This window comes from Bacillus sp. BC08, from assembly GCF_054326875.1.
Map to the genome: position 1 here is coordinate 1 of NZ_JBTGPA010000028.1, position 19,992 is coordinate 19,992.

Annotated in this window: 16 protein-coding genes and 1 rRNA gene; 5 read left to right on the forward strand and 12 right to left on the reverse strand. The window is 36.0% G+C overall.

Annotation, left to right across the window (positions count from 1 at the left end; translation table 11 throughout):
- Positions 1-61, reverse strand: a 16S ribosomal RNA gene (locus tag ACXVYO_RS08700); the annotation flags it as partial.
- Between the two features lie 760 nt (positions 62-821).
- Here ACXVYO_RS08700 and ACXVYO_RS08705 point away from each other — a divergent pair.
- Positions 822-3,866 carry an efflux RND transporter permease subunit gene (locus ACXVYO_RS08705; protein ID WP_458466717.1) on the forward strand — a complete coding sequence of 1,015 codons (3,045 nt, stop codon included), beginning with the start codon at positions 822-824 and terminating at the stop codon, positions 3,864-3,866.
- Positions 3,867-3,909: 43 nt separating this feature from the next.
- Here ACXVYO_RS08705 and ACXVYO_RS08710 read toward each other — a convergent pair whose 3' ends face one another.
- From ACXVYO_RS08710 to ACXVYO_RS08725, 4 genes are all read right to left on the reverse strand, one after another.
- Positions 3,910-4,419, reverse strand: coding sequence for an AAA family ATPase (locus ACXVYO_RS08710; RefSeq protein WP_458466718.1), 510 nt, complete (start codon positions 4,417-4,419; stop codon positions 3,910-3,912).
- A 150-nt stretch (positions 4,420-4,569) separates the two neighbouring features.
- On the reverse strand, positions 4,570-5,490 hold the full coding sequence (gene pstA / locus ACXVYO_RS08715) for a phosphate ABC transporter permease PstA (RefSeq protein ID WP_073517233.1): 921 nt from the start codon (positions 5,488-5,490) through the stop codon (positions 4,570-4,572).
- 2 nt (positions 5,491-5,492) lie between these two features.
- Positions 5,493-6,383, reverse strand: coding sequence for a phosphate ABC transporter permease subunit PstC (gene pstC, locus ACXVYO_RS08720; RefSeq protein ID WP_458466719.1), 891 nt, complete (start codon positions 6,381-6,383; stop codon positions 5,493-5,495).
- Positions 6,384-6,454: 71 nt separating this feature from the next.
- Positions 6,455-7,357, reverse strand: coding sequence for a phosphate ABC transporter substrate-binding protein PstS family protein (locus tag ACXVYO_RS08725; RefSeq protein WP_458466720.1), 903 nt, complete (start codon positions 7,355-7,357; stop codon positions 6,455-6,457).
- A gap of 509 nt (positions 7,358-7,866) precedes the next feature.
- On the opposite strand from ACXVYO_RS08725, the gene ACXVYO_RS08730 reads away from it, so the two are divergent.
- The 3 genes from ACXVYO_RS08730 to ACXVYO_RS08740 are packed head-to-tail and all read left to right on the forward strand — an operon-like array spanning position 7,867 to position 10,221.
- Positions 7,867-8,124, forward strand: coding sequence for a FeoA family protein (locus ACXVYO_RS08730; RefSeq protein WP_000252989.1), 258 nt, complete (start codon positions 7,867-7,869; stop codon positions 8,122-8,124).
- Positions 8,121-8,843, forward strand: a complete 723-nt coding sequence (locus tag ACXVYO_RS08735) for a FeoB small GTPase domain-containing protein (RefSeq protein ID WP_073517234.1) — start codon at positions 8,121-8,123, stop codon at positions 8,841-8,843. The genes ACXVYO_RS08730 and ACXVYO_RS08735 overlap by 4 nt, the downstream gene beginning before the upstream one ends.
- Positions 8,821-10,221, forward strand: coding sequence for a nucleoside recognition domain-containing protein (locus ACXVYO_RS08740; protein ID WP_061676309.1), 1,401 nt, complete (start codon positions 8,821-8,823; stop codon positions 10,219-10,221). The genes ACXVYO_RS08735 and ACXVYO_RS08740 overlap by 23 nt, the downstream gene beginning before the upstream one ends.
- A 207-nt stretch (positions 10,222-10,428) precedes the next feature.
- Here the strand turns inward: ACXVYO_RS08740 and ACXVYO_RS08745 are convergent, their stop codons facing one another.
- The 7 genes from ACXVYO_RS08745 to ACXVYO_RS08775 all read right to left on the reverse strand — a co-directional run bounded on the left by ACXVYO_RS08745 (position 10,429) and on the right by ACXVYO_RS08775 (position 17,970).
- Positions 10,429-11,595 carry a Ger(x)C family spore germination protein gene (locus ACXVYO_RS08745; protein WP_458466721.1) on the reverse strand — a complete coding sequence of 389 codons (1,167 nt, stop codon included), beginning with the start codon at positions 11,593-11,595 and terminating at the stop codon, positions 10,429-10,431.
- On the reverse strand, positions 11,579-12,703 hold the full coding sequence (gene gerLB / locus ACXVYO_RS08750; RefSeq protein WP_458466722.1) for a spore germination protein GerLB: 1,125 nt from the start codon (positions 12,701-12,703) through the stop codon (positions 11,579-11,581). The genes ACXVYO_RS08745 and gerLB overlap by 17 nt, the downstream gene beginning before the upstream one ends.
- Entirely contained in the window at positions 12,704-14,182 is a 1,479-nt protein-coding gene (gerLA, locus tag ACXVYO_RS08755) for a spore germination protein GerLA (RefSeq protein WP_458466723.1), read from the reverse strand.
- 101 nt (positions 14,183-14,283) lie between these two features.
- On the reverse strand, positions 14,284-15,756 hold the full coding sequence (locus tag ACXVYO_RS08760) for a sodium:solute symporter family protein (protein ID WP_458466725.1): 1,473 nt from the start codon (positions 15,754-15,756) through the stop codon (positions 14,284-14,286).
- Positions 15,753-15,950, reverse strand: coding sequence for a DUF3311 domain-containing protein (locus ACXVYO_RS08765; protein WP_000719861.1), 198 nt, complete (start codon positions 15,948-15,950; stop codon positions 15,753-15,755). Before ACXVYO_RS08765 ends, ACXVYO_RS08760 begins: the two co-directional genes overlap by 4 nt.
- A gap of 1 nt (position 15,951) precedes the next feature.
- Positions 15,952-17,127: an amidohydrolase gene (locus tag ACXVYO_RS08770; RefSeq protein ID WP_458466726.1), complete on the reverse strand. Its 1,176-nt coding sequence runs from the start codon at positions 17,125-17,127 to the stop codon at positions 15,952-15,954.
- A 132-nt stretch (positions 17,128-17,259) separates the two neighbouring features.
- Positions 17,260-17,970 carry a C39 family peptidase gene (locus ACXVYO_RS08775; RefSeq protein WP_458466728.1) on the reverse strand — a complete coding sequence of 237 codons (711 nt, stop codon included), beginning with the start codon at positions 17,968-17,970 and terminating at the stop codon, positions 17,260-17,262.
- Positions 17,971-18,348: 378 nt separating this feature from the next.
- On the opposite strand from ACXVYO_RS08775, the gene ACXVYO_RS08780 reads away from it, so the two are divergent.
- Positions 18,349-19,764 (forward strand): amino acid permease, encoded by a 1,416-nt coding sequence (locus tag ACXVYO_RS08780; protein WP_327798731.1) that lies wholly within the window; start codon positions 18,349-18,351, stop codon positions 19,762-19,764.
- The last annotated feature ends 228 nt before the right edge of the window (positions 19,765-19,992 follow it).

Here is a 19,992-nt window from a genome sequence, read left to right on the forward strand (position 1 = left end):
CTTGCATGTATTAGGCACGCCGCCAGCGTTCATCCTGAGCCAGGATCAAACTCTCCAATAAAGTTAGTTTGTCTAGCATCTAAAAATAAAAATTGACGTTTCACGTTGTTTGTTTCGTTCAGTTTTCAAAGAACTTGTCTGCCGCTTCAGAAGCGACTTCATCATATTAACATCTTCATTTTTCGATGTCAACTATGTTTTAAAATTTCTTTTTCGTCGTTTTCTGCGTTTCCGCATCAGCGACGTTTATTAATATACCATCATGGTTTTTAAATAACAAGTGTTTTTTATAAAAAAACACAAAAAAATATCCAACCTAATTTCTTCTATATAGAAACACCTCATCCCCTCTACAGAAAACAGCCATTTAAAATTGTATACCAATACACTCGAATTGACCCAACCGCATTTTATAAACCTATTCTCTTCTATATTAAAGCACATAACCATTTACCTCTCCATAAGCCAACAATATAACAGAACAAATCAATCCACACTAAAAAATAGATTCAGCACTTCCCTCTCCAATCAGCATGTTCACTTTCTATAATAAAGCGAACATGCTGATTTTTGATTTTGTTCTTCCCGAAGATTATTAACGGATCAGATGTTTATAAGCTGCTCAAATCCAACCGAATTTTGAAGCAAGGGTCTTATCCTCTAGCGAATAGCGCGCTAAATAAAGACATCCCAACAAAAATATTAACTTAAAAATATTGTTAGAATTTTTTTACATTTAATTAATGAAAAATATCCATTTTTTGTTATATAGTAAGAAAGGACGTACTCAACTATAAATAAACCAATGGAGGAATCACTTTATGGATAGGTTAACAAAGTTCTCATTAAAAAACCGCGCTGCTGTTATCATCATGGTTTTTCTCATTTCCATACTCGGCATTTATTCCGGCTCTAAATTACCTATGGAATTTTTACCAAGCATCGATAACCCAGCCGTCACTGTCACAACTTTATCTCAAGGACTCGACGCTGAAGCGATGACGAAAGAAGTAACTGATCCCCTCGAAAAACAATTTCGCAATTTAGAACATATCGACAGCATCACCTCTTCTACGCACGAGGGGTTATCACGCATCGATATCGCGTATACATCCAAAGCAAATATGAAAGATGCAGCACGCGAAGTTGAAAAAGCCATTAATACAATTAAACTACCTAAAGATGCAACGAAACCCGTAGTGAGCCAGTTAAATACTTCTATGATTCCACTCGCTCAAATTGCAATCCAGAAGCAAAATGGATTTTCAAAAGCAGATGAAAAACAAATCGAAAAAGAAATCGTACCACAACTCGAAAGCATTGATGGCGTTGCCAACGTTATGTTTTTCGGAAAATCAACTTCTGAATTATCTATCGTACTAGACCCAAACCAATTAAAAGGTAAAAACGTAACACCCGAGCAAATATTAAAAGTTTTACAAGGAAAAGAAACGTCCACTCCAGCTGGAGCCGTTACCGTTAATAAAGAAGAATATAACCTTCGCGTCATTGGAGATATAAAAAATGTAGATGCTATTAAAAACATAACCGTTGCACCTCAAGTAAAATTGCAAGATGTTGCTCAAATTGAACTTAAACAACACTACGATACAATCTCACATATAAACGGAGAAGAAGGCACTGGATTAATCATCATGAAAGAGCCAAGCAAAAATGCGGTTGCAATCGGAAAAGAAATCGATAAGAAAATCAAAGATATAAGTAAACAATATAAAGATCAGTTTTCTATCAAACTTTTAGCCTCAACTCATGAGCAAGTTGAAAATGCTGTTACTAGTATGGGAAAAGAAGTAATCCTTGGGGCAATTGCTGCAACTCTAATTATCTTAATCTTTTTGCGTAACTTCCGAACGACACTCATCGCTGTTGTCAGTATTCCATTATCTATTTTATTAACACTCTTTTTACTACACCAATCTAACATCACACTTAACACTCTAACTCTTGGTGGTTTAGCGGTTGCAGTTGGACGTCTCGTTGATGATAGTATCGTTGTCATCGAGAACATTTTCCGTCGTTTACAAAAAGAATCTTTCTCTAAAGATATTATTCTCGATGCAACGAAAGAGGTCTCCGTTGCAATTACTTCTTCTACTTTAACAACGGTCGCTGTTTTCTTACCTATCGGCCTCGTATCAGGAGTAATCGGAAAATTAATGTTACCTATGGTACTAGCAGTTGTATATTCTATACTATCATCCTTAATCGTTGCACTAACAGTTGTTCCACTTATGGCTTTTTTACTACTCAAAAAAACAAAACACAAAAAGCCAAGTTCTTCACCACGATATGTCGCTACATTAAAGTGGGCTCTTTCGCATAAATTCATTATTCTATTTACCGCCTTTTTATTATTCGCAGGATCGATTGCAACCTATATATTGCTACCGAAAGCGAACATAAAATCTGAAGACGACACAATGTTATCTATTAACATGACTTTCCCAGCTGATTACGCACCTGAAACACAAAAACAAAAAGCCTTCGATTTCGAAAAGAAATTACTTTCTAACTCGGATGTAACGGATGTTATTTTACGAATGGGATCTAGCGCAGAAGATGCACAATGGGGGCAAACGACAAAAAATAATCTTGCGAGTATATTTGTAGTCTTCAAGAAAGGCTCTGATATTGATCAATATATTAAAGAGTTAAAGAAAGAACATAAAGCTTTTGAGCCTGCTGAACTAGATTATATAAAAACGAGTTATTCAAGCTCTGGTGGGGGCAACAATTTGCAATTTAACGTAACAGCTACTAGCGAAACGAATTTAAAAGAGGCTGCTACTATCGTCGAAACAAAACTAAAAGATATGGCTGCTCTCTCTAAAGTAAAAACAAATTTAGAAGACTCTAAGAAAGAATGGCAAATCCATGTTGATCAAACAAAGGCCGAACAACTAGGATTAACACCAGAATTGGCAGCACAACAAGTAGCATTCCTTATGAAGAAATCACCTATTGGTGAAGTTTCAATCGATAATGAAAAAACAACTATTATGATAGAACACAAAAAAGAAAGCATTACTAAACGAGAAGACATTTTAAACACAAACATACTATCACCTATTAATGGATCAATTCCTTTAAAAGACATTGCAACTATTTCAGAAAAGCAACTTCAAACAGAGGTCTTCCATAAAAACGGAAAAGAAACGATTCAGATTACTGCCGAGGCATCAAATGAAGATTTAAGTAAAGTAAGCGCAGAAGTAAACGAAACGATAGCTAACTTAGATCTACCTAGCGGTGCAAAAGTAACTATTGCAGGCGCAACTGAATCTATGCAAGAGAACTTCACAGATTTATTTAAAATCATGGGGATTGCGATCGGGATTGTATATTTAATTATGGTTATTACCTTCGGACAGGCGCGCGCTCCTTTTGCAATTCTGTTCTCCTTACCACTAGCTGCTGTTGGGGGTATTTTAGGATTAATCATTTCAGGAACACCCGTTGATATAAATTCCTTGATCGGCGCATTAATGTTAATCGGGATCGTCGTTACAAACGCTATTGTATTAATAGAAAGAGTGCAACAAAATCGGGAATATGGAATGGGAACAAGAGAAGCCTTACTAGAGGCGGGTTCCACTAGATTACGTCCAATTATTATGACGGCTATAACAACGATCGTCGCGATGCTTCCTCTCCTATTTGGTCAATCACAAGCAGGAAGCATGGTATCAAAAAGTCTTGCCGTCGTTGTCATCGGTGGTTTAGCAGTCTCAACTGTTCTTACATTAGTAGTCGTTCCAGTTATGTATGAACTATTAGATAAAATCGGGAGAAAAAGACGCTCTCGCAGAAAAATAAGCACTTCCATAGAAACACCTGATATTTAAAAGAAAAAGCGTTATCTTCATGAATGAAGATAACGCTTTTTCTCTACTTATCGATATAATCCATCATTTTTTGAGCATATCGCCCTAGCGGTTTATCAGAAGCCACAATAAGATATTCGCTATTTAAAGGTCTTTCACTACCATCTAACCACTTTTTAAAAGCTACTTCAGAATCCACTCTTCCAATCTGACTGACCATACGCTTACGTGTTTGTAGCCTATTATTAATCTCTTCCATATCATTAAGGTAACATTCGATATATTTATATTTTACACCATGTTTATTAGACAGTTTCATTCCTTTTTCAACCATCCCTTCATATAGACATGGACTATCCAATATCACACTATGCCCTTGTTCTAAATAAGAATCAATCAATACCCATTCAATATCGTATGATACTCCTCCAACAATCGTTGATTCAATACCTTTCATTTCTAATGATTGTAACAACGCTGATTTCAAAACGTCATGATCTACAATTACAACACCTGTTAACTTCGCTATATACTTAGAAACTGTCGATTTTCCCGACCCAGGAAATCCTGACATTTACAGAAAGAACAAATTAACTTCCCCTCTCATCCGCACCTATTCATCTCTATAACCAATTACAAATTCAACAATCCTTACATCCATTCCTTCTATATTAAAATACAAAAAGAACTCCCTACTTATAAATAGAGAGTTCTTTTTTATAATTTATGCTGCTTTTACCTTCTTCGTCGTTTTACTTTTTCTTTTCGTTCCTGTAAAACGTTTGTGCAATACAGATGCTACCAAGCGTGAAATAACGTTGAATAGTAATACCATAATAATTAATACCGCTGCAGATTTTGTCGCAATCAACTTTGCATCCGGAATAAATCCTTCAGAATTCAACTTCCAAATGTGAACCGCTAACGTTTCAGCTGGTCTAAATGGATTTAAAGGATGCGCAGGACTTGAGAAGTCCGCTGCTGAATTTAAAATTGGGGATGTTAAACCCGCTGTGTAAATCAGTGCGGCCGCTTCCCCAAATATACGACCCGCCGCTAAAATAATACCCGTAATAATTTGCGGTAATGACGACGGAATAATGATACGAGCAATCGTTTGCCACTTCGTTGCACCTAATCCAAGACTTGCCTCTTTTACATTATGAGGAACTTCTGAAATTGCATTTTCACAAACACGTGTTAAACCTGGTAAATTTAAAATAGTTAGAGCAAGAGCACCACCCATTACTGTGTATCCCCAGCCTGTCATTGTAACGAACACTAACAAACCGAATAAACCAACAACAATAGAAGGTAAAGACGCCATTGTCTCAATACATAAACGAACAAAATTTAAAAAACGCCCTTGTTTTGCGTACTCTGCTAAATATATTCCAGCACCTAACCCAAGAGGAATAGATATAACAAGCGTTATAACAAGCATGTAGAAGGAATTGAATAACTGTGGACCAATCCCACCACCAGCTCTTGTATTACTTGGTTCTCCAAACAAGAAATTAGGATCCCAAAATCCCCATCCCTTTTGCAAAATTTCAAACACTAAGAATACTAGCAGAGCTACAACTAAAGCTGCAACTGCATAAAAGATACCCGTCCAAATTTTATTTACCATTCTTGCATTCATTATTATCGCTCACCTCTTTGCCCAATCGCTCGAATTACTAAAATAAACAGGAATGAAATAACAAGTAAAATCATCGCTAAAGTCCATAGCGCATTGTTCCAAGCAGTTCCGTTCAATGTGTTTGTCATGTCCATTGTCAAAATACCAGTTAACGTTGCTGTCGGACTATATATTCCTTCTGGTAATTTAATTGTGTTCCCGATTACCATTTGAACCGCTAATGCTTCACCAAAAGCACGCGCTAAACCTAAAACAACACCTGTTAAAATCCCTTTTTTCGCAGCAGGAACAATTACTCGGCTAACCGCTTGCCATTTCGTTGATCCTAGACCGTAAGAAGCTTCTAAATAATCAAATGGAACAGAGCGTATTGCATCAGAAGCGATACTAGCAATAGTAGGTAAAATCATAATACTTAATACAACAATACCCGCAATTAAACTAAAGCCCACTCCCCCGAATGAATCACGTAATAGCGGCACTAAAATCGTAACCCCTAATAATCCGTATACAACCGACGGAATACCAACTAATAATTCTAAAACAGGCTTCAATACTTTATTTCCAAATTTCGGCGAAATTAAATTCATGAATATAGCAAGAGCTATAGCAATTGGCGCACTAATAACAACCGCACCTAACGAAACCACCGTTGAACCTACAATGAAAATCAAAGCTCCGAAGGTTCCTTCGTCAGCATTTGGATTCCATTTTGTCGATGTTAACATCTCAGTAAATGAGATACCGCTTTGTGTAAAAGATTGAATACCTTTACCGCAAATAAACGCAATAATAGCTAATGTAATTAAAACAATAAAAATACCACAAAACGTAACAAGCGATCTTCCTATATATTCACTTTTTACGTAATTAATTTGTTTTTTCCCCTTCATCACAGGTCAGACCCCACTTCATAGATTGAAATGAACAGGACTGGCCTTGCAGCCAGCCCCATAAAATTTTATTACTTATTTAATTTAGACATTGGAATGTAGCCCATATCTTCTACTTGCTTTTCAAAGTCTTTACCTTTTACATAGTCAATGTAAGCTTTCGTTGCTTCTTTTGCCTCACCTTTTGTTACCATGTACTCGTAAGACCAGAATGGATATTTACCAGACGAAATGTTTTCAACTTTCGGTTCAGAACCATCAATTTTCACTGTTTGTAGTGCACCTTTTTTATCGCCAACCATGTAAGACATTGCTAAATAACTTACTGATCCTGGCGTAGAATTGATTGCTTGCTCTACTGCACCGTTAGAATCTTGTGTTGTACCAGTTCCATCATTAATTTTTGCGTCTTTCATAACCGTCTTTTCAAATGTAGCACGTGTACCAGATGAAGCTGGACGGTTAATTACGTTGATTTTTTCATCTTTCCCGCCTACCTCTTTCCAGTTTGTTACTTTTCCAGTGAAGATATCTTGTACTTGTTGTACTGTTAAGTTATCAACTTTTACATCTTTATTTACGACAAGTGCGAATGCAATACCCGCAACCTTGTTATCTACTAATTCTTTCGCTTTTTCAGCATCTTTTATTTTATCTGCTGATGGAACATCTGAATTACCAATTTGTACTGCACCCGATGCTACTTGGTTAATCCCAGTTCCACTACCGCCACCTTGGACTTGAATAGAAACTTTTGAATTTTTTTCCATGAATTTCTTTCCAGCTTCCTCCGCAAGAGGTAGAAGAGCTGTAGAACCAGCCGCTGCAATCGTACCTGATAATTCTTGTTTTGTATTATCGCTTCCTTTAGCAGTTTCTTTACTAGCTGTATCATCTGCTTTCCCACATCCAACTAACGCTCCTGCTACCACTAAAGCCGCTAAAGAAAATTTAATACCTTTTTTCATAACCATGTCTTGTACCCCCATTTGGATTATCACTTTTCGAATTCACTTTCTTTCGAACACAAATTCATTGTAGGACAACAATATTATGTGAGTGTTAAGCAATCTTTAATTTTAAGTAAATGACGATAATAATCTTTAAAAGCTAGGAATCCCAACATTCACAGTTAAAGAACCCAACAAAATCCACACTAATTAAGCTGTAATGTAAATTTATTCTTAACAATGTAAATTCAATGTAAATATTTTTGGCTCTTTTCCCCTTTTAGTTAAAAATACATTTACAAATCCATTATATTTTTTAACTTTTACACTCTTATTTCATTTACATTCAACAGAATTTCAGTAATATTTTTTAGTACAACTAAATAAATTGGAACAATTCCAAAAATAAATGAATATTTTTAAAGTACTAATTGACAGCATCATCCAATGTAGTCTACTATATTACTAACAAAAAGTTTACCTAAGGAAACTTTTTAAACTCAAACTAACAATATAGAGATGAGGTAACTTTTATGGTATCGGCTAACACAAAACCACTTTCCGAATTTAAGACAGGAGAGTTTGTACAGATTGAGAAGATACAATTAGAAGGAACTATGAAACGACGTTTATTAGATTTAGGATTTATCCCTGGGGCAACGATTAAAGTATTACAGCGCAGTCCACTTGGAGATCCGGTCGCTTATCAAGTAAGCAATACAACTATTGCATTACGTAAGGAAGAAAGTTCCCTTATTTTCGGGGTATTAATAGGAGATGATTTCAGATGAGCAAACATCGCATTGCTTTAGCTGGCAACCCGAACACCGGGAAAAGTACATTATTTAATACTTTAACAGGCTTAAAACAACATACTGGAAACTGGACGGGAAAAACTGTTTTAAAAGCTGAAGGGGAATATGAACATAACGGAAGTAAATATACATTAATAGATTTACCTGGAACTTACTCACTATATTCAAATTCTGCGGATGAAGAAGTAGCAAGAGATTATATTATATTTGAAAAACCAGAAGTAACTGTCGTTGTTATAGATGCAACTGCAATGGAAAGAAATTTAAATTTAGCACTCCAAGTGATGGAAATGACGAACAACGTAGTCATTTGTATTAATTTAATTGATGAAGCGGAGAAAAAAGGCATCGTTATTGATGAAAAGAAATTAGCAAAATCGCTCGGTGTACCTGTAGTTAAGATTTCTGCTCGTAACCGAGTAGGTATTGGGCATTTACTAAGTGTTGTCGCTAAAGTAGCAAATAAAAAACTAATTCCGACACCAATTAAGGTTTCTTACAGTGAAAAAATCGAAAGTATGATTCAAGAATTAGAACCACAAATTTATAAAGTGTTCGGTGATACGTATCCAGCACGATGGATTGCGTTACGTATATTAGATGGAGATAAAAATTTCTTAACTACACTTCAAAAACACCATAATGAACCACTTGTAAGGGAGGTCGTAATGAATGGAATCTCACTCAGCCAGTAAAGCTCTTCCATTAGACTATATTATTCAACATGCACAAGCACTCTCAAAAGAAGATATACGAGATGATATTGTCGGAGATATTTATCGAACATCTGCAAGCATATGTAAAGAGTCTGTTCAATATACAAATACTGATAAATTGTATCGTTCTGAAAAACTAGATAAAATTTTCACATCTCCCATCTGGGGATTCCCAATTATGCTCGGTATTTTATCTATTATTTTTTATCTTACAATTGCAGGCGCTAACGTACCGTCTGATATGATTGCTGAATTCTTCGGATGGGCCGAAGGATATTTAACATCTTGGTTCCAGGCAGCACATGCACCTGAATGGTTACATGGCATTTTAATACTTGGTTTATTCCGTGGTATCGGTGCTGTTATTAGCGTTATGTTACCACCTATGGCAATCTTTTTCCCTATGTTCGCACTATTGGAAAACTACGGATACCTACCACGTGTTGCATTTAATATGGACCGCTTATTCAAACGCTCCGGTGCACATGGCAAACAATCTTTAACAATGGCGATGGGCTTTGGTTGTAATGCAGCCGCTATTATGTCAACACGTATTATTGAGTCACCACGTGAACGCATGCTTGCAATCTTAACAAACAACTTCGTTCCTTGTAACGGTCGCTGGCCTATGTTAATTTTAATGGCTTCATTATTTATGGCTGCTGGTTATACAGGTAGTATGCAAACATTAGTTACTGCTGGCGTTGTAGTTGGGATGGTTGTAATTGGTGTTATTATGACATTAACTGTTTCTTGGGTACTATCAAAAACAGCTTTAAAAGGTGTGCCAACTCACTATACTCTTGAGTTACCACCGTACCGTAAGCCAAAAGTTTGGAATACAATTGTACGTGCAACACTCGATAAATCTATTTATGTTTTAAAACGAGCTGTCGTTGTAGCTGCCCCTGCGGCTGCATTAACTTGGTTACTTGCTAACATTTTCATCGGTGACACAAGCTTACTTATGTATTTTGTAAACTTCCTAGATCCATTTGCTAAAATGTTAGGACTTGACGGTTTTATTCTAGCTGCGTTCATTCTTGGACTACCAGCTAATGAAATTGTTATCCCGATTTTATTAATGTCTTATTTATCAACTGGAGCTTTAACTGAAATAGATGATTTTAATCAAATTAAAAATCTATTCTTAGAAAATGGTTGGACTTGGTTAACAGCGTTAAACACAATGTTGTTCTCACTTCTTCATTTCCCATGTGGAACAACACTGGTTAACATATATAAAGAAACAAAAAGTGCCAAATGGACATTCTTATCGTTTGCAATCCCTACCGTTATCGCCATTGTTGTGACATTCCTCTCTACACAATTGGTACATTGGTTAGGGCTTGTATAAGCAAAGCATACATAGAAGGTATCCCCCTTCATTTGCTTTGCACGAAAGAAACCTGAATTTATTTAGGTTTCTTTTTTTGTGCATCAGTATTCCAAGGCTGTGCCCCATACGTTGTAAGTTTCTTATGAATAAAGTATATGGTTCCCGGAAGAACCGCCATTAATATCGTGCAACTAATTCCTAATCCAGTAAACAACCTACATCACCTTATTTCACTCTTTTCGGTAAAGCTGAACCAGAATGTTCAATTGTTGGGTGAACATGAACAGTAATTTCAGCATTACTAAAGTAATTTTCGCCTTGATCCCAATTATCACTTATCTTTTCCCACTCTTTATAATTATGTCGCTTATATACTTCTCCTAATTCTAATACATCTACCTTATATTTTTTTTGAACAAGCTTAATCGATTTTTGAATGCGCTTCTCCATTTCTGCCGAGATATCCTTCTCTAAACGTTTTTCATTCAAAACCTTTTTATGATCACTAAAGTGTAACTCAGCCAATGTCCCTTCCATATATAAATGAATATTAAACTTTGGTTTTTCAGCATTCATTGTAGATACTTTAATTTTCCGACGCAACTTATGAATTTCATATGTAATCAGTTGATCCTTTTTACGAATGGTAAAAAAACCTCCAATTTTTTTACCTATTATATAATTCATCCCTAATGTTTCTTCTCCACTCAAACTGCCTACACACTTATTATCCTTCCCACGAAACAACGCTGCTCCGTTCATTTGTACTCCTTGTTTTGTTAGTTCAAGAATAGGTAATACGAAACTTCGATTGGAAATCATCTTTTCCTGGACTTCACCAATTCTTGCGGCCTCAATCATTTGGGCGTTTTTCGGAGGATGTTCAGCTAACATATCAATATACTGCGCCGGTAAATTTTCAGGCTTGGCACTTTGTTTTAAAATAGCTTCTGCATCTTTCTTAGAAACGAACAAACGAATATTTCTTCGCATCTCATGATCACGAATATATACATCTAACGTATTTTGTAAAACATATGGATTCGCTAATAAATCTTTAGAAAAAATGATTACTTGTATATGTGGAAAGAATAATGTACGACTAATTTTTTTAGCGATAATTCGTATTTGCTCAAAGACACTATCTGCTTTTGCACTAACATTAATATAATTTTCGCTATCCCCACCACTTTGTCCACCTTGCTGTGCTAGCTTACTCGGAAGTACCATCTGATACGTCCCTTTCATGATTGGATTCGACTGCTTTTTTTTCACAATATCATAGGCTGCACCTACTACAAATCCCCTTTCTTCTATCTCCTCTAACTCAGAACACCCACTCATAAATCCAACTACAACCATAACCATTATAAATTTAAGAAGGTGTTTCATTTCCACCATTCCTTCTTTTTATTTTATATACAATTAAAACGAGCAAAGGTGCTAAAACAACAAATCCCATATCTATCCAAGCTAAATAAGTCCCATAACTTGATAAAGTATTCAAACTACTCGGTATCATATTCAGCATAAAAATAATCGGGGCACTTACAAAAATGAAAATATGTTTCTTCACTTTTGGAAACATAGCGCAAAACAATAGAGATGCGACGTCATAATACATGGCTGTCGTGTTATAAATAGTAATAATCCAAGTCGTAAAAAAAATTGCATCAAACCTTTCTAAAAACCCTCCACCAATTTCAATTTCTTTCCCTAATTCAATTGTTGGATATGTTAATCCCCGGGTTGTCATATATGTAAAAACACTAATACAAGTTAAATAAATTAAAATGTAAGACAACACGTTTACCATCACAGCTTTTGCAACTGCCATCGGTGCTTTTTTTGCCGTCTTATCGTTTAACAACACAGCATAAAACAAAGCTACTTCAAATCCAATAAACGTAAAAATAGAATTCTTAACTCCAACCGCATATTGACTCACTTTCGTTTGAAAAGCTGGTAACAAATTATTTATTTCCATTAAATTTATATTCAATAAAGAAAGAAGCACTATCGCAATTAAAACAATAGGTAAAAACAGAACATTTAACCTTAATAAGGCCGCTCTTGATCCCGCTATTCCATAAATAACAACTAATAAGAAGAAGAAAGACAGTAGTTGTATCGGTGTATCACTAAACAAATATGTTTGAGAAATTATTGAAATCATTCGCGATTCATATGCTGTCAAAGCAGAAAATGTTAATATTAAAATACTACTAATTGTATACGCAACAGGCTTTGTCAAATGCGCACTCGTATATTGAACAAAGTTTTGTTTCGGGAATAAAATAGCTACCCTCGTTACAAACCAACCTAAAACTGCACAAACCAATCCACCCAAAAGCAAAATAATCCAACCGTCCGAAAATAAAGTTTGGTCAGCAATATCTCTTGGCATAGACAATGCTCCTATACCAATAATTGTTGAAGATACCGCAAACCCAATTTCCCGAGATCCAATCTCTTCATCGCCATACTCAAATGGTTTCAATTACTCTCGCTCCTTTGGACGTAATATAGCGTCTTTCGTTTGTAAATATTCCGGTCTCTCTTTCAACATCGATTTTGGCATACGAATAAGTTCTTCTTTCCAATCTTTATAAAATGCAGGAGCAATAGGCGTTGTATACGGTACCCCGACACTCTTCAAATTCGTAATATGAACCGCAAGTGCAATAAGAGCTAAAATAATTCCATATAGCCCAAAAGCAGTCGCCGCTAAAACAAAGACAAAAAGTAAAATCCGAAACGTAATCGTAATACTATATACAGGCAGTGAAAAGGTAGCAATTGCAGTAACTGCAATAATAATTACTAAAAATGGATTTACAATCCCTGCGTTCACCGCTGCTTCTCCGATTACAAGACCACCTACAATCCCAATCGTTTGCCCCATTGGTTTCGGTAACCTAATTCCCGCTTCTCGTATTAACTCCATCGTTAATGCCATCATTAATGTTTCTATATATGCCGGAAATGGTACCCCTTCTCTCGCTCCCGCAATAGAATAAGCTAATTTAGATGGAATAAGCCCTTGATGATACGATACAAGCGCTACGTACATGGCAGGTAATAAAACAGCAGCAATACCCGAACCCATCCGCAAAATCCTTAATAAAGTCCCAATTACCCAACGCTCATAGTGATCTTCCACAGATTGAAAAATATCAACAAATACTAGCGGAGCTATAAGGGCAAACGGTGATCCGTCCACCAAAATAGCTGCCTTTCCTTTTGCTAATGAGGCCACAATATTATCAGGCCTTTCTGTATTCAAAAACTGCGGAAACGGTGACAAATTATTATCTTGAATTAATTGCTCAATCGTACCCGTCTCAAAAACGACATCTGTCACTATGGATTGAAGACGCCGATCTAGTTCTTTTACAATGTAAGGATTAATAATGTCTTCTATATATACTAATGTCACTTCTTTTTGGGATCTCTTCCCCATAATATAAGATTGAAACCTCAGCTTTGGATCACGTAAACCACGGCGAATTAACATTTTATTCACATTAATATCTTCATTTAACCCAACTCTTGGTCCACGGATTAAATCTTCTGTTACTGGCGGTTCTAAACTTCTTTTTTCCCACGCTCTACTATTAATCACGATAGCGGTTGGAATATTATCAATTAATATAACCGTATCTCCTGCTAAAATCGCATTTATAATATCCGGAAACGTTGTCTTCTTACCAACTTCCGCAATAGAAATCAAACGATCTAATAATGTTTGAACAACAGCTTCTTCTTTGTGTACTTCTTCATATTGAAGCGTACGAACTACATATTTATAAACATTATCCTTATCTGTTAGCCCACATAAAAAAATAACAGCACAGCGTGTAAAACTACCAGCAAGGGCAACTTCCCTAATTGTTAAATCATTAGGCGAACCTAACTCATCCCTAATTTCTTTCATAACTTCAACTAAGTTACCTTTTAGCTCTAACAAGTCCCCCACCTAACTTCCTTTTCAACAAGTTTTTAGTTAGATTCCGCTAATAGAAGAAAATATATACAAAAAAGAGCTATCTCTTTTCAAAGATAGCTCTAGCACACGGATTACTTTTCTACTATTATATTGTCTGTCTTTATAGACACATTTTTCGTGAATCCACTAACGATAAACATCACAATCATATTCATTAACAATGCAACTATACCTACATTTAAATCTTTTATATATTGAGGGAAACCTGGAAACATCGTAGCTATAGTTGAGCCCGATAAAGTAATATATGCGACCACTAACAATCCAATCCCCATGCCTGCAATTGCCCCTTGCTTCGTAATAATTTGCCGCGGAAACAAACTACATACAAGTGCAGGGAAAAGTTGTGTCACTATGCTATATCCCATTAAAAGAAGTGCTCCTATTGTTTCTCCACCTTTAAAAGTGAACAAAACAGCTACAAGAGTTACTACAGGAACAAATAACTTCGCCACTTTAGCAACTTGTCTGTCTGAAGCAGATGGGACCATTGTTCGGTAAATATTTTTTGCTAATAATGTAGAAGCGGCCATGACAAGCATAGAACCTGGAACTAATGCGGTTAAAACCCCAGCACTACCAATAATCCCAATAAACCACGGATCAAAAGTTTGAAGAGCCAGACGGAATAACGAAAGGTCTACATCCCCTCCCTTTAATCCAGGAACTTGCAAGATAGCTGCAAAGCCTGCAAAGAATACGAAAAGTAATACTAAAGAATACAGTGGCATAATTGCTGCATTTTTACGAAATACTTTTTCATTTTTTGCAGAAAAAGCAGAAGCGAATGTATGGGGCCACATATAGAAACCGAGAGCTGTTAATACAATAGTAGAAACAAACCAAGAAATACTCATTCCTTCATCAGGTAAAGATAAAAATCCTGGTTTCGCTGCTTCTACCGCTTCAAACATCGGCTGAAATCCTCCGTAATAATGGTACGGTAAATATATACCTAAAAACATAACGATAAACAGAATCATAATATCCTTCAAAGCGGCCGTCCAAGCAGAACCGTGTATACCTGAAACCATTACATATATCGTTATGACAATTGCACCAATCCAAACTGCAATAACCGGTGATACCCTTCCGTAAGATGCTTCCGAAACAATAATCCCCAACCCTTTTAACTGTAATACAAGGTAGGGGATTATCGAAATAACCCCAATGATAGAAACGATTATGCCAAGTGTCTGACTCTTGTATTTTTTCACAAAAAAATCTGGCTGTGAAACAAGATTATGCTCTTTCGCATACTTCCAAACTGGCGGCAATAAAAAGTAAGATAAAATATAAGCTAATGCCCCATAACCTAAAATATAGAAAGTAGGCGCTCCTTTACTATACGCCCATCCACTTCCTCCTAAAAATGTGAAAGTCGTATAAATTTCACCTGCCATCAGAAGAAAAACAAAAATAGTGCCAAACCCTCTTCCACCAACTGACCATTGCTCTAAATTCATATCTTTTCCATGTTGTGCCCGAATTCCTAAAAATAGTGCGAGAAACAAAAATAATATAATGATAAGTAATGCGGTCATTTCACATCCCCCTTATTAGCAGGATCAAATACGTACACAAGTCCCATACAAAGAGACGTAATGAGCACCGATAATAATACCCAAAATAATAAAAATGGCATCCCTAATACGTAAGGAGTAACTGAATTAGCAAATACGGGGCCAACAACTAAACAAAAAACTGGAATAAGCGCCAATACGTGTATTTTCTTCATCTCATTCTCCTTTGCTTATAAAATTCATAATGGATGATACAAAGACTTCCACTCCAATCGGTAATGCATCTTCATCAATCGTAAAACGAGGGTGATGGTGAGGATATATAATTCCTTTCTCTTTATTTCCCGCTCCGATAAAAAAGAATGTCCCTGGTGCCTTTTGTAAAAACGCTGAAAAATCTTCCCCAGCCATCGTCGGCTGTAAACGAGTAACTTGTTCTCTTCCATAAAGCTGTAATGCCGCTTGCTCAATAACCTCTGTAACTTCATAATCATTTACTACCGGTCGATATCCATATTCATAAGAAAACGTATATTTTGCCCCGTAAGCTTCCGTCACATGCTTCACAATCCGTTCAATCCTTTTCTCTGTTACTTCTCGCAACTCATGTCTTAAACTCCGCACTGTCCCTTCAATCTCCGCTTGTTCTGGAATCACATTATGGGTTGTCCCAGCGTGAAATTGGGTAACAGATACTACAAGGGAATCTAACGGATCTGTGAGGCGAGATACAATTTGCTGAAGTTGCGCAACAACTTGTGTACCGATTGCAATACTATCAACCGTTTCATGTGGGATTCCAGCATGGCCACCTTTTCCTTCTATCGTAATTTTAAAAACATCTGGGGCAGCCATTGCAGGACCATAAATTACACCTATTTTACCAACCTCTAACGATGCCCAAAGATGAGCGCCAATAATATAATCCACACCTTCCATTACACCCGCCGCAACCATTTCCTCTGCACCGCCCGGAAAGTTTTCTTCTGCATGTTGGAAGAGAAAACGAACCTCCCCTTTAACCTTCTCTCTTTCCTCTACTAACTTATGTACAACCCCAAGTAATATCGCTATATGTCCATCATGGCCACATGCATGCATCACACCTGGATATGTAGAAATAAAATCAAACTCATTTTCTTCATGAATAGGAAGAGCGTCCATGTCAGAACGAACCGCGATAGTTTTACCAGGTTGTTTACCAATTAACCTTGCCATTACACTATATTTAGTAGGTCTTGACACTTCTAAATGCGGGATTTCCCGAAGTATATCGAATACAAACTTTGATGTTTTTTCTTCTTGAAAAGATAACTCTGGATACTTATGAAAATGCCTTCTCCACTCAATCAACTGATTCTTTAATAAAACAAGTTCCTTTGCGACATCCATTTCTCTTCGCCCCTTCTTCACTAAGTTAAATGTTATTATAACGTGAATTGTTAACTTTTGAAAGAATCTTCTGAATTTTCTATCACTATGACTTAAAAATAAAAAGCCATCAAAAAGATGACTTTTTCATTATTATAAAATAGTGATTGCTTGTTTCCCCATTTGTCCCCAAGCACTCTCAAACTCTGCTCGCGGAACAGCTAAACGCGGATTATTTTTCAGAGGATCATTTACATACACAAAGTTTTGATCATATCCAATTACTACTACACTATGCTCATAATATGTAATTTTCACTTCGCCAGAGCTTGTATTCCATGTTTCAAAACTACTCTCGGCGAGTGGTTTAAACGTTGTATTAATAATGACCCATACTGGCGACCCAGAACTAACTACTTTATACATATCTTGCACGTCTCTACCTGTTAAATTAACTACTTTTCCAGGAATATATTTTTCTGCTAAATTGAAAATAGGTTGATTATATACACCATATCCTGGCTCTGCCTTCGTATAAATATTTCCAACGAACCCCTCATAAGGATTTCCACGTAAACCATTTTGCTCAAATGGAACACGATGAATCTCGCTAGCAAGTTGCATCTTATCTACTTGTATACCTTTGTATTGCAGCAACATAGCCAAACTTGTAACTTCACATCCACGAGGTAATTCTGGTAACTGTTTTATAAACGGAACATTTTCAATCATAGTCGCTTCTTTCATTTCAGATAGAAACTCTAAACGGAACACTTGCGCCTTTTGTATAATTTTATCTTTCCCTATAAAAAACGCGGCAGCAAATATAATTCCAAAAACAAAAAGATATTTTAACTTTTTCATTTTAAACAAAACTCCATTAATTATTATTTTACAGACATACCTCTTATCATTGTACCTTTCTTCTCACTAGTTTGCTAGAAAGATTCTGTGAATTATTGTTCACACTTCCATCGTTATAAAATTCTAATTATTTTTAATAAAAAGAAAAAACAATATACTTTTCTGAATATTTTTGCTAAAATCAAAATAATTAACATAGTGAAGATATCACTTTGTTAATAAAAACATTCTTAGAGTATTTAGTCATAGTTCGCTTTTTACATACTCCATTCACTTCATAGTAAATAAACCGAGTATGTATCATATCCCCCACTAATGATTAAAAACTCGGAATGAAAATCAGTTCATACATACAGAAAATAACGGGGTGAGGGGCATATGAATCAACAAGTAGAACAAACAGATTTAAAACGAACAATGAAAAGTAGACACCTATTTATGATTGCACTCGGTGGTGTTATTGGAACTGGCCTATTTATGGGATCTGGTCAAATCGTCCATAACGCCGGTCCTGGTGGTGCTATTCTTGCATTTTTAGTCGGTGGATTTGTTATGTATTTAACGATGTTATGTCTTGGTGAATTATCCGTTGCTATGCCAGAAGCAGGTTCATTCCAAAGCTATGCAAGCAAATTTATTTCACCTGGTTTTGGATTTGTTGTCGGTTGGATGTATTGGTTAAATTGGGCTGTTACAGTTGGGGTAGAGTTAACAACTGTAAGTATTTTAATGAAACGCTGGTTTCCAGACGTTTCTTCGTGGATTTGGTGTGTTACATTTGCAGCAGCACTCTTTCTTGTAAACGCATTATCAGCAAAAGCATATGCAGAAGCAGAATTTTGGTTCGCAAGTGTAAAAGTCGCAACCATTGTTGTTTTCATCGTACTCGGTGGTGCAGTTATGTTCGGTCTACTAGACTTTAACGGAAAACCAGCACCCATGCTTCACAATTTCACTGAAAATGGCGGATTATTTCCAAACGGTGCATTAGCTGTTCTTCTTACGATGATTACAGTAAATTACTCCTTCCAAGGAACAGAATTAATCGGGATTGCCTCAGGAGAAAGTGAAAACCCTGAAAAAACAATTCCAAAAGCGATTAAAAATACCATTTGGCGAACTCTCTTCTTCTTCGTCCTAGCAATATCAGTTGTTGTAGGTTTACTCCCATGGCAAGAAGCTAATCTAGTCGAAAGTCCATTTGTACTTGTATTTGATGTAGCTGGTGTTCCATATGCAGCTGACATTATGAACTTTGTTATTATTACAGCAGTATTATCCGTAGCCAACTCTGGTCTATACGCAAATTCTCGTATGCTTTGGGCGATGGCAAAACAAGGAATGGCAAGTCCAGCTTTTACGAAGTTAACGAAAAAAGGTGTGCCACTAAACGCATTAATTTTCAGTCTAATATTTGCAAGTTTGTCTCTATTAACAAGTATATTTGCGGCAGATACTGTATTTTTAGTTTTAACATCTATTGCAGCTATGGCCGCTGTCGTAGTTTGGATGTCAATCGCAGCTTCACAGTTTTTCTTCCGTAGAAACTTCTTAAAAAACGGCGGAGACATTAACGATTTAAAATATCGCACACCGCTTTATCCAATCGTTCCAATCGTAGCATTCTCACTCAATTTCATTACATTTGTTAGTTTAGCTTTCATCCCAGATCAGAGAATTGCTCTTTATTGCGGTATTCCATTTATGATTATTTGTTACATTTTATACCAATTAAAATATAAAAAAGTTGTCACATTTGAACAACAAATAAATCTAAAAAAAGAAGTAAACTAAATATATCAAATATTCAGCTATCTTTCTTATGATAAGATAGCTTTTTTCTATTTCTTGGATATCTTGGTATAACTTTATTTATCTTAAAATTTTCACAATCACGTTTTTCACTGGAAAATGGTTTACAATGTTATCAAGTTACAAATGATATTCACCTTAAAAAGTGTGCATTTGTGTCTATTTTTTAACAATATCAAAAAAACTATTGCCATCTATAAATTAATAGGT

Coding starts and splice junctions, on each gene's coding strand:
- ACXVYO_RS08770 (WP_458466726.1), bottom strand. CDS start 17,127: ATGGATGTCGCAAAGGAACTTGTTTTATTAAAGAATCAGTTGATTGAG.
- pstA (WP_073517233.1), bottom strand. CDS start 5,490: ATGAATGCAAGAATGGTAAATAAAATTTGGACGGGTATCTTTTATGCA.
- ACXVYO_RS08775 (WP_458466728.1), bottom strand. CDS start 17,970: ATGAAAAAGTTAAAATATCTTTTTGTTTTTGGAATTATATTTGCTGCC.
- ACXVYO_RS08710 (WP_458466718.1), bottom strand. CDS start 4,419: ATGTCAGGATTTCCTGGGTCGGGAAAATCGACAGTTTCTAAGTATATA.
- ACXVYO_RS08735 (WP_073517234.1), top strand. CDS start 8,121: ATGAGCAAACATCGCATTGCTTTAGCTGGCAACCCGAACACCGGGAAA.
- pstC (WP_458466719.1), bottom strand. CDS start 6,383: ATGAAGGGGAAAAAACAAATTAATTACGTAAAAAGTGAATATATAGGA.
- ACXVYO_RS08780 (WP_327798731.1), top strand. CDS start 18,349: ATGAATCAACAAGTAGAACAAACAGATTTAAAACGAACAATGAAAAGT.
- ACXVYO_RS08745 (WP_458466721.1), bottom strand. CDS start 11,595: ATGAAACACCTTCTTAAATTTATAATGGTTATGGTTGTAGTTGGATTT.
- ACXVYO_RS08765 (WP_000719861.1), bottom strand. CDS start 15,950: ATGAAGAAAATACACGTATTGGCGCTTATTCCAGTTTTTTGTTTAGTT.
- ACXVYO_RS08740 (WP_061676309.1), top strand. CDS start 8,821: ATGGAATCTCACTCAGCCAGTAAAGCTCTTCCATTAGACTATATTATT.
- ACXVYO_RS08760 (WP_458466725.1), bottom strand. CDS start 15,756: ATGACCGCATTACTTATCATTATATTATTTTTGTTTCTCGCACTATTT.
- ACXVYO_RS08730 (WP_000252989.1), top strand. CDS start 7,867: ATGGTATCGGCTAACACAAAACCACTTTCCGAATTTAAGACAGGAGAG.
- ACXVYO_RS08725 (WP_458466720.1), bottom strand. CDS start 7,357: ATGGTTATGAAAAAAGGTATTAAATTTTCTTTAGCGGCTTTAGTGGTA.
- ACXVYO_RS08705 (WP_458466717.1), top strand. CDS start 822: ATGGATAGGTTAACAAAGTTCTCATTAAAAAACCGCGCTGCTGTTATC.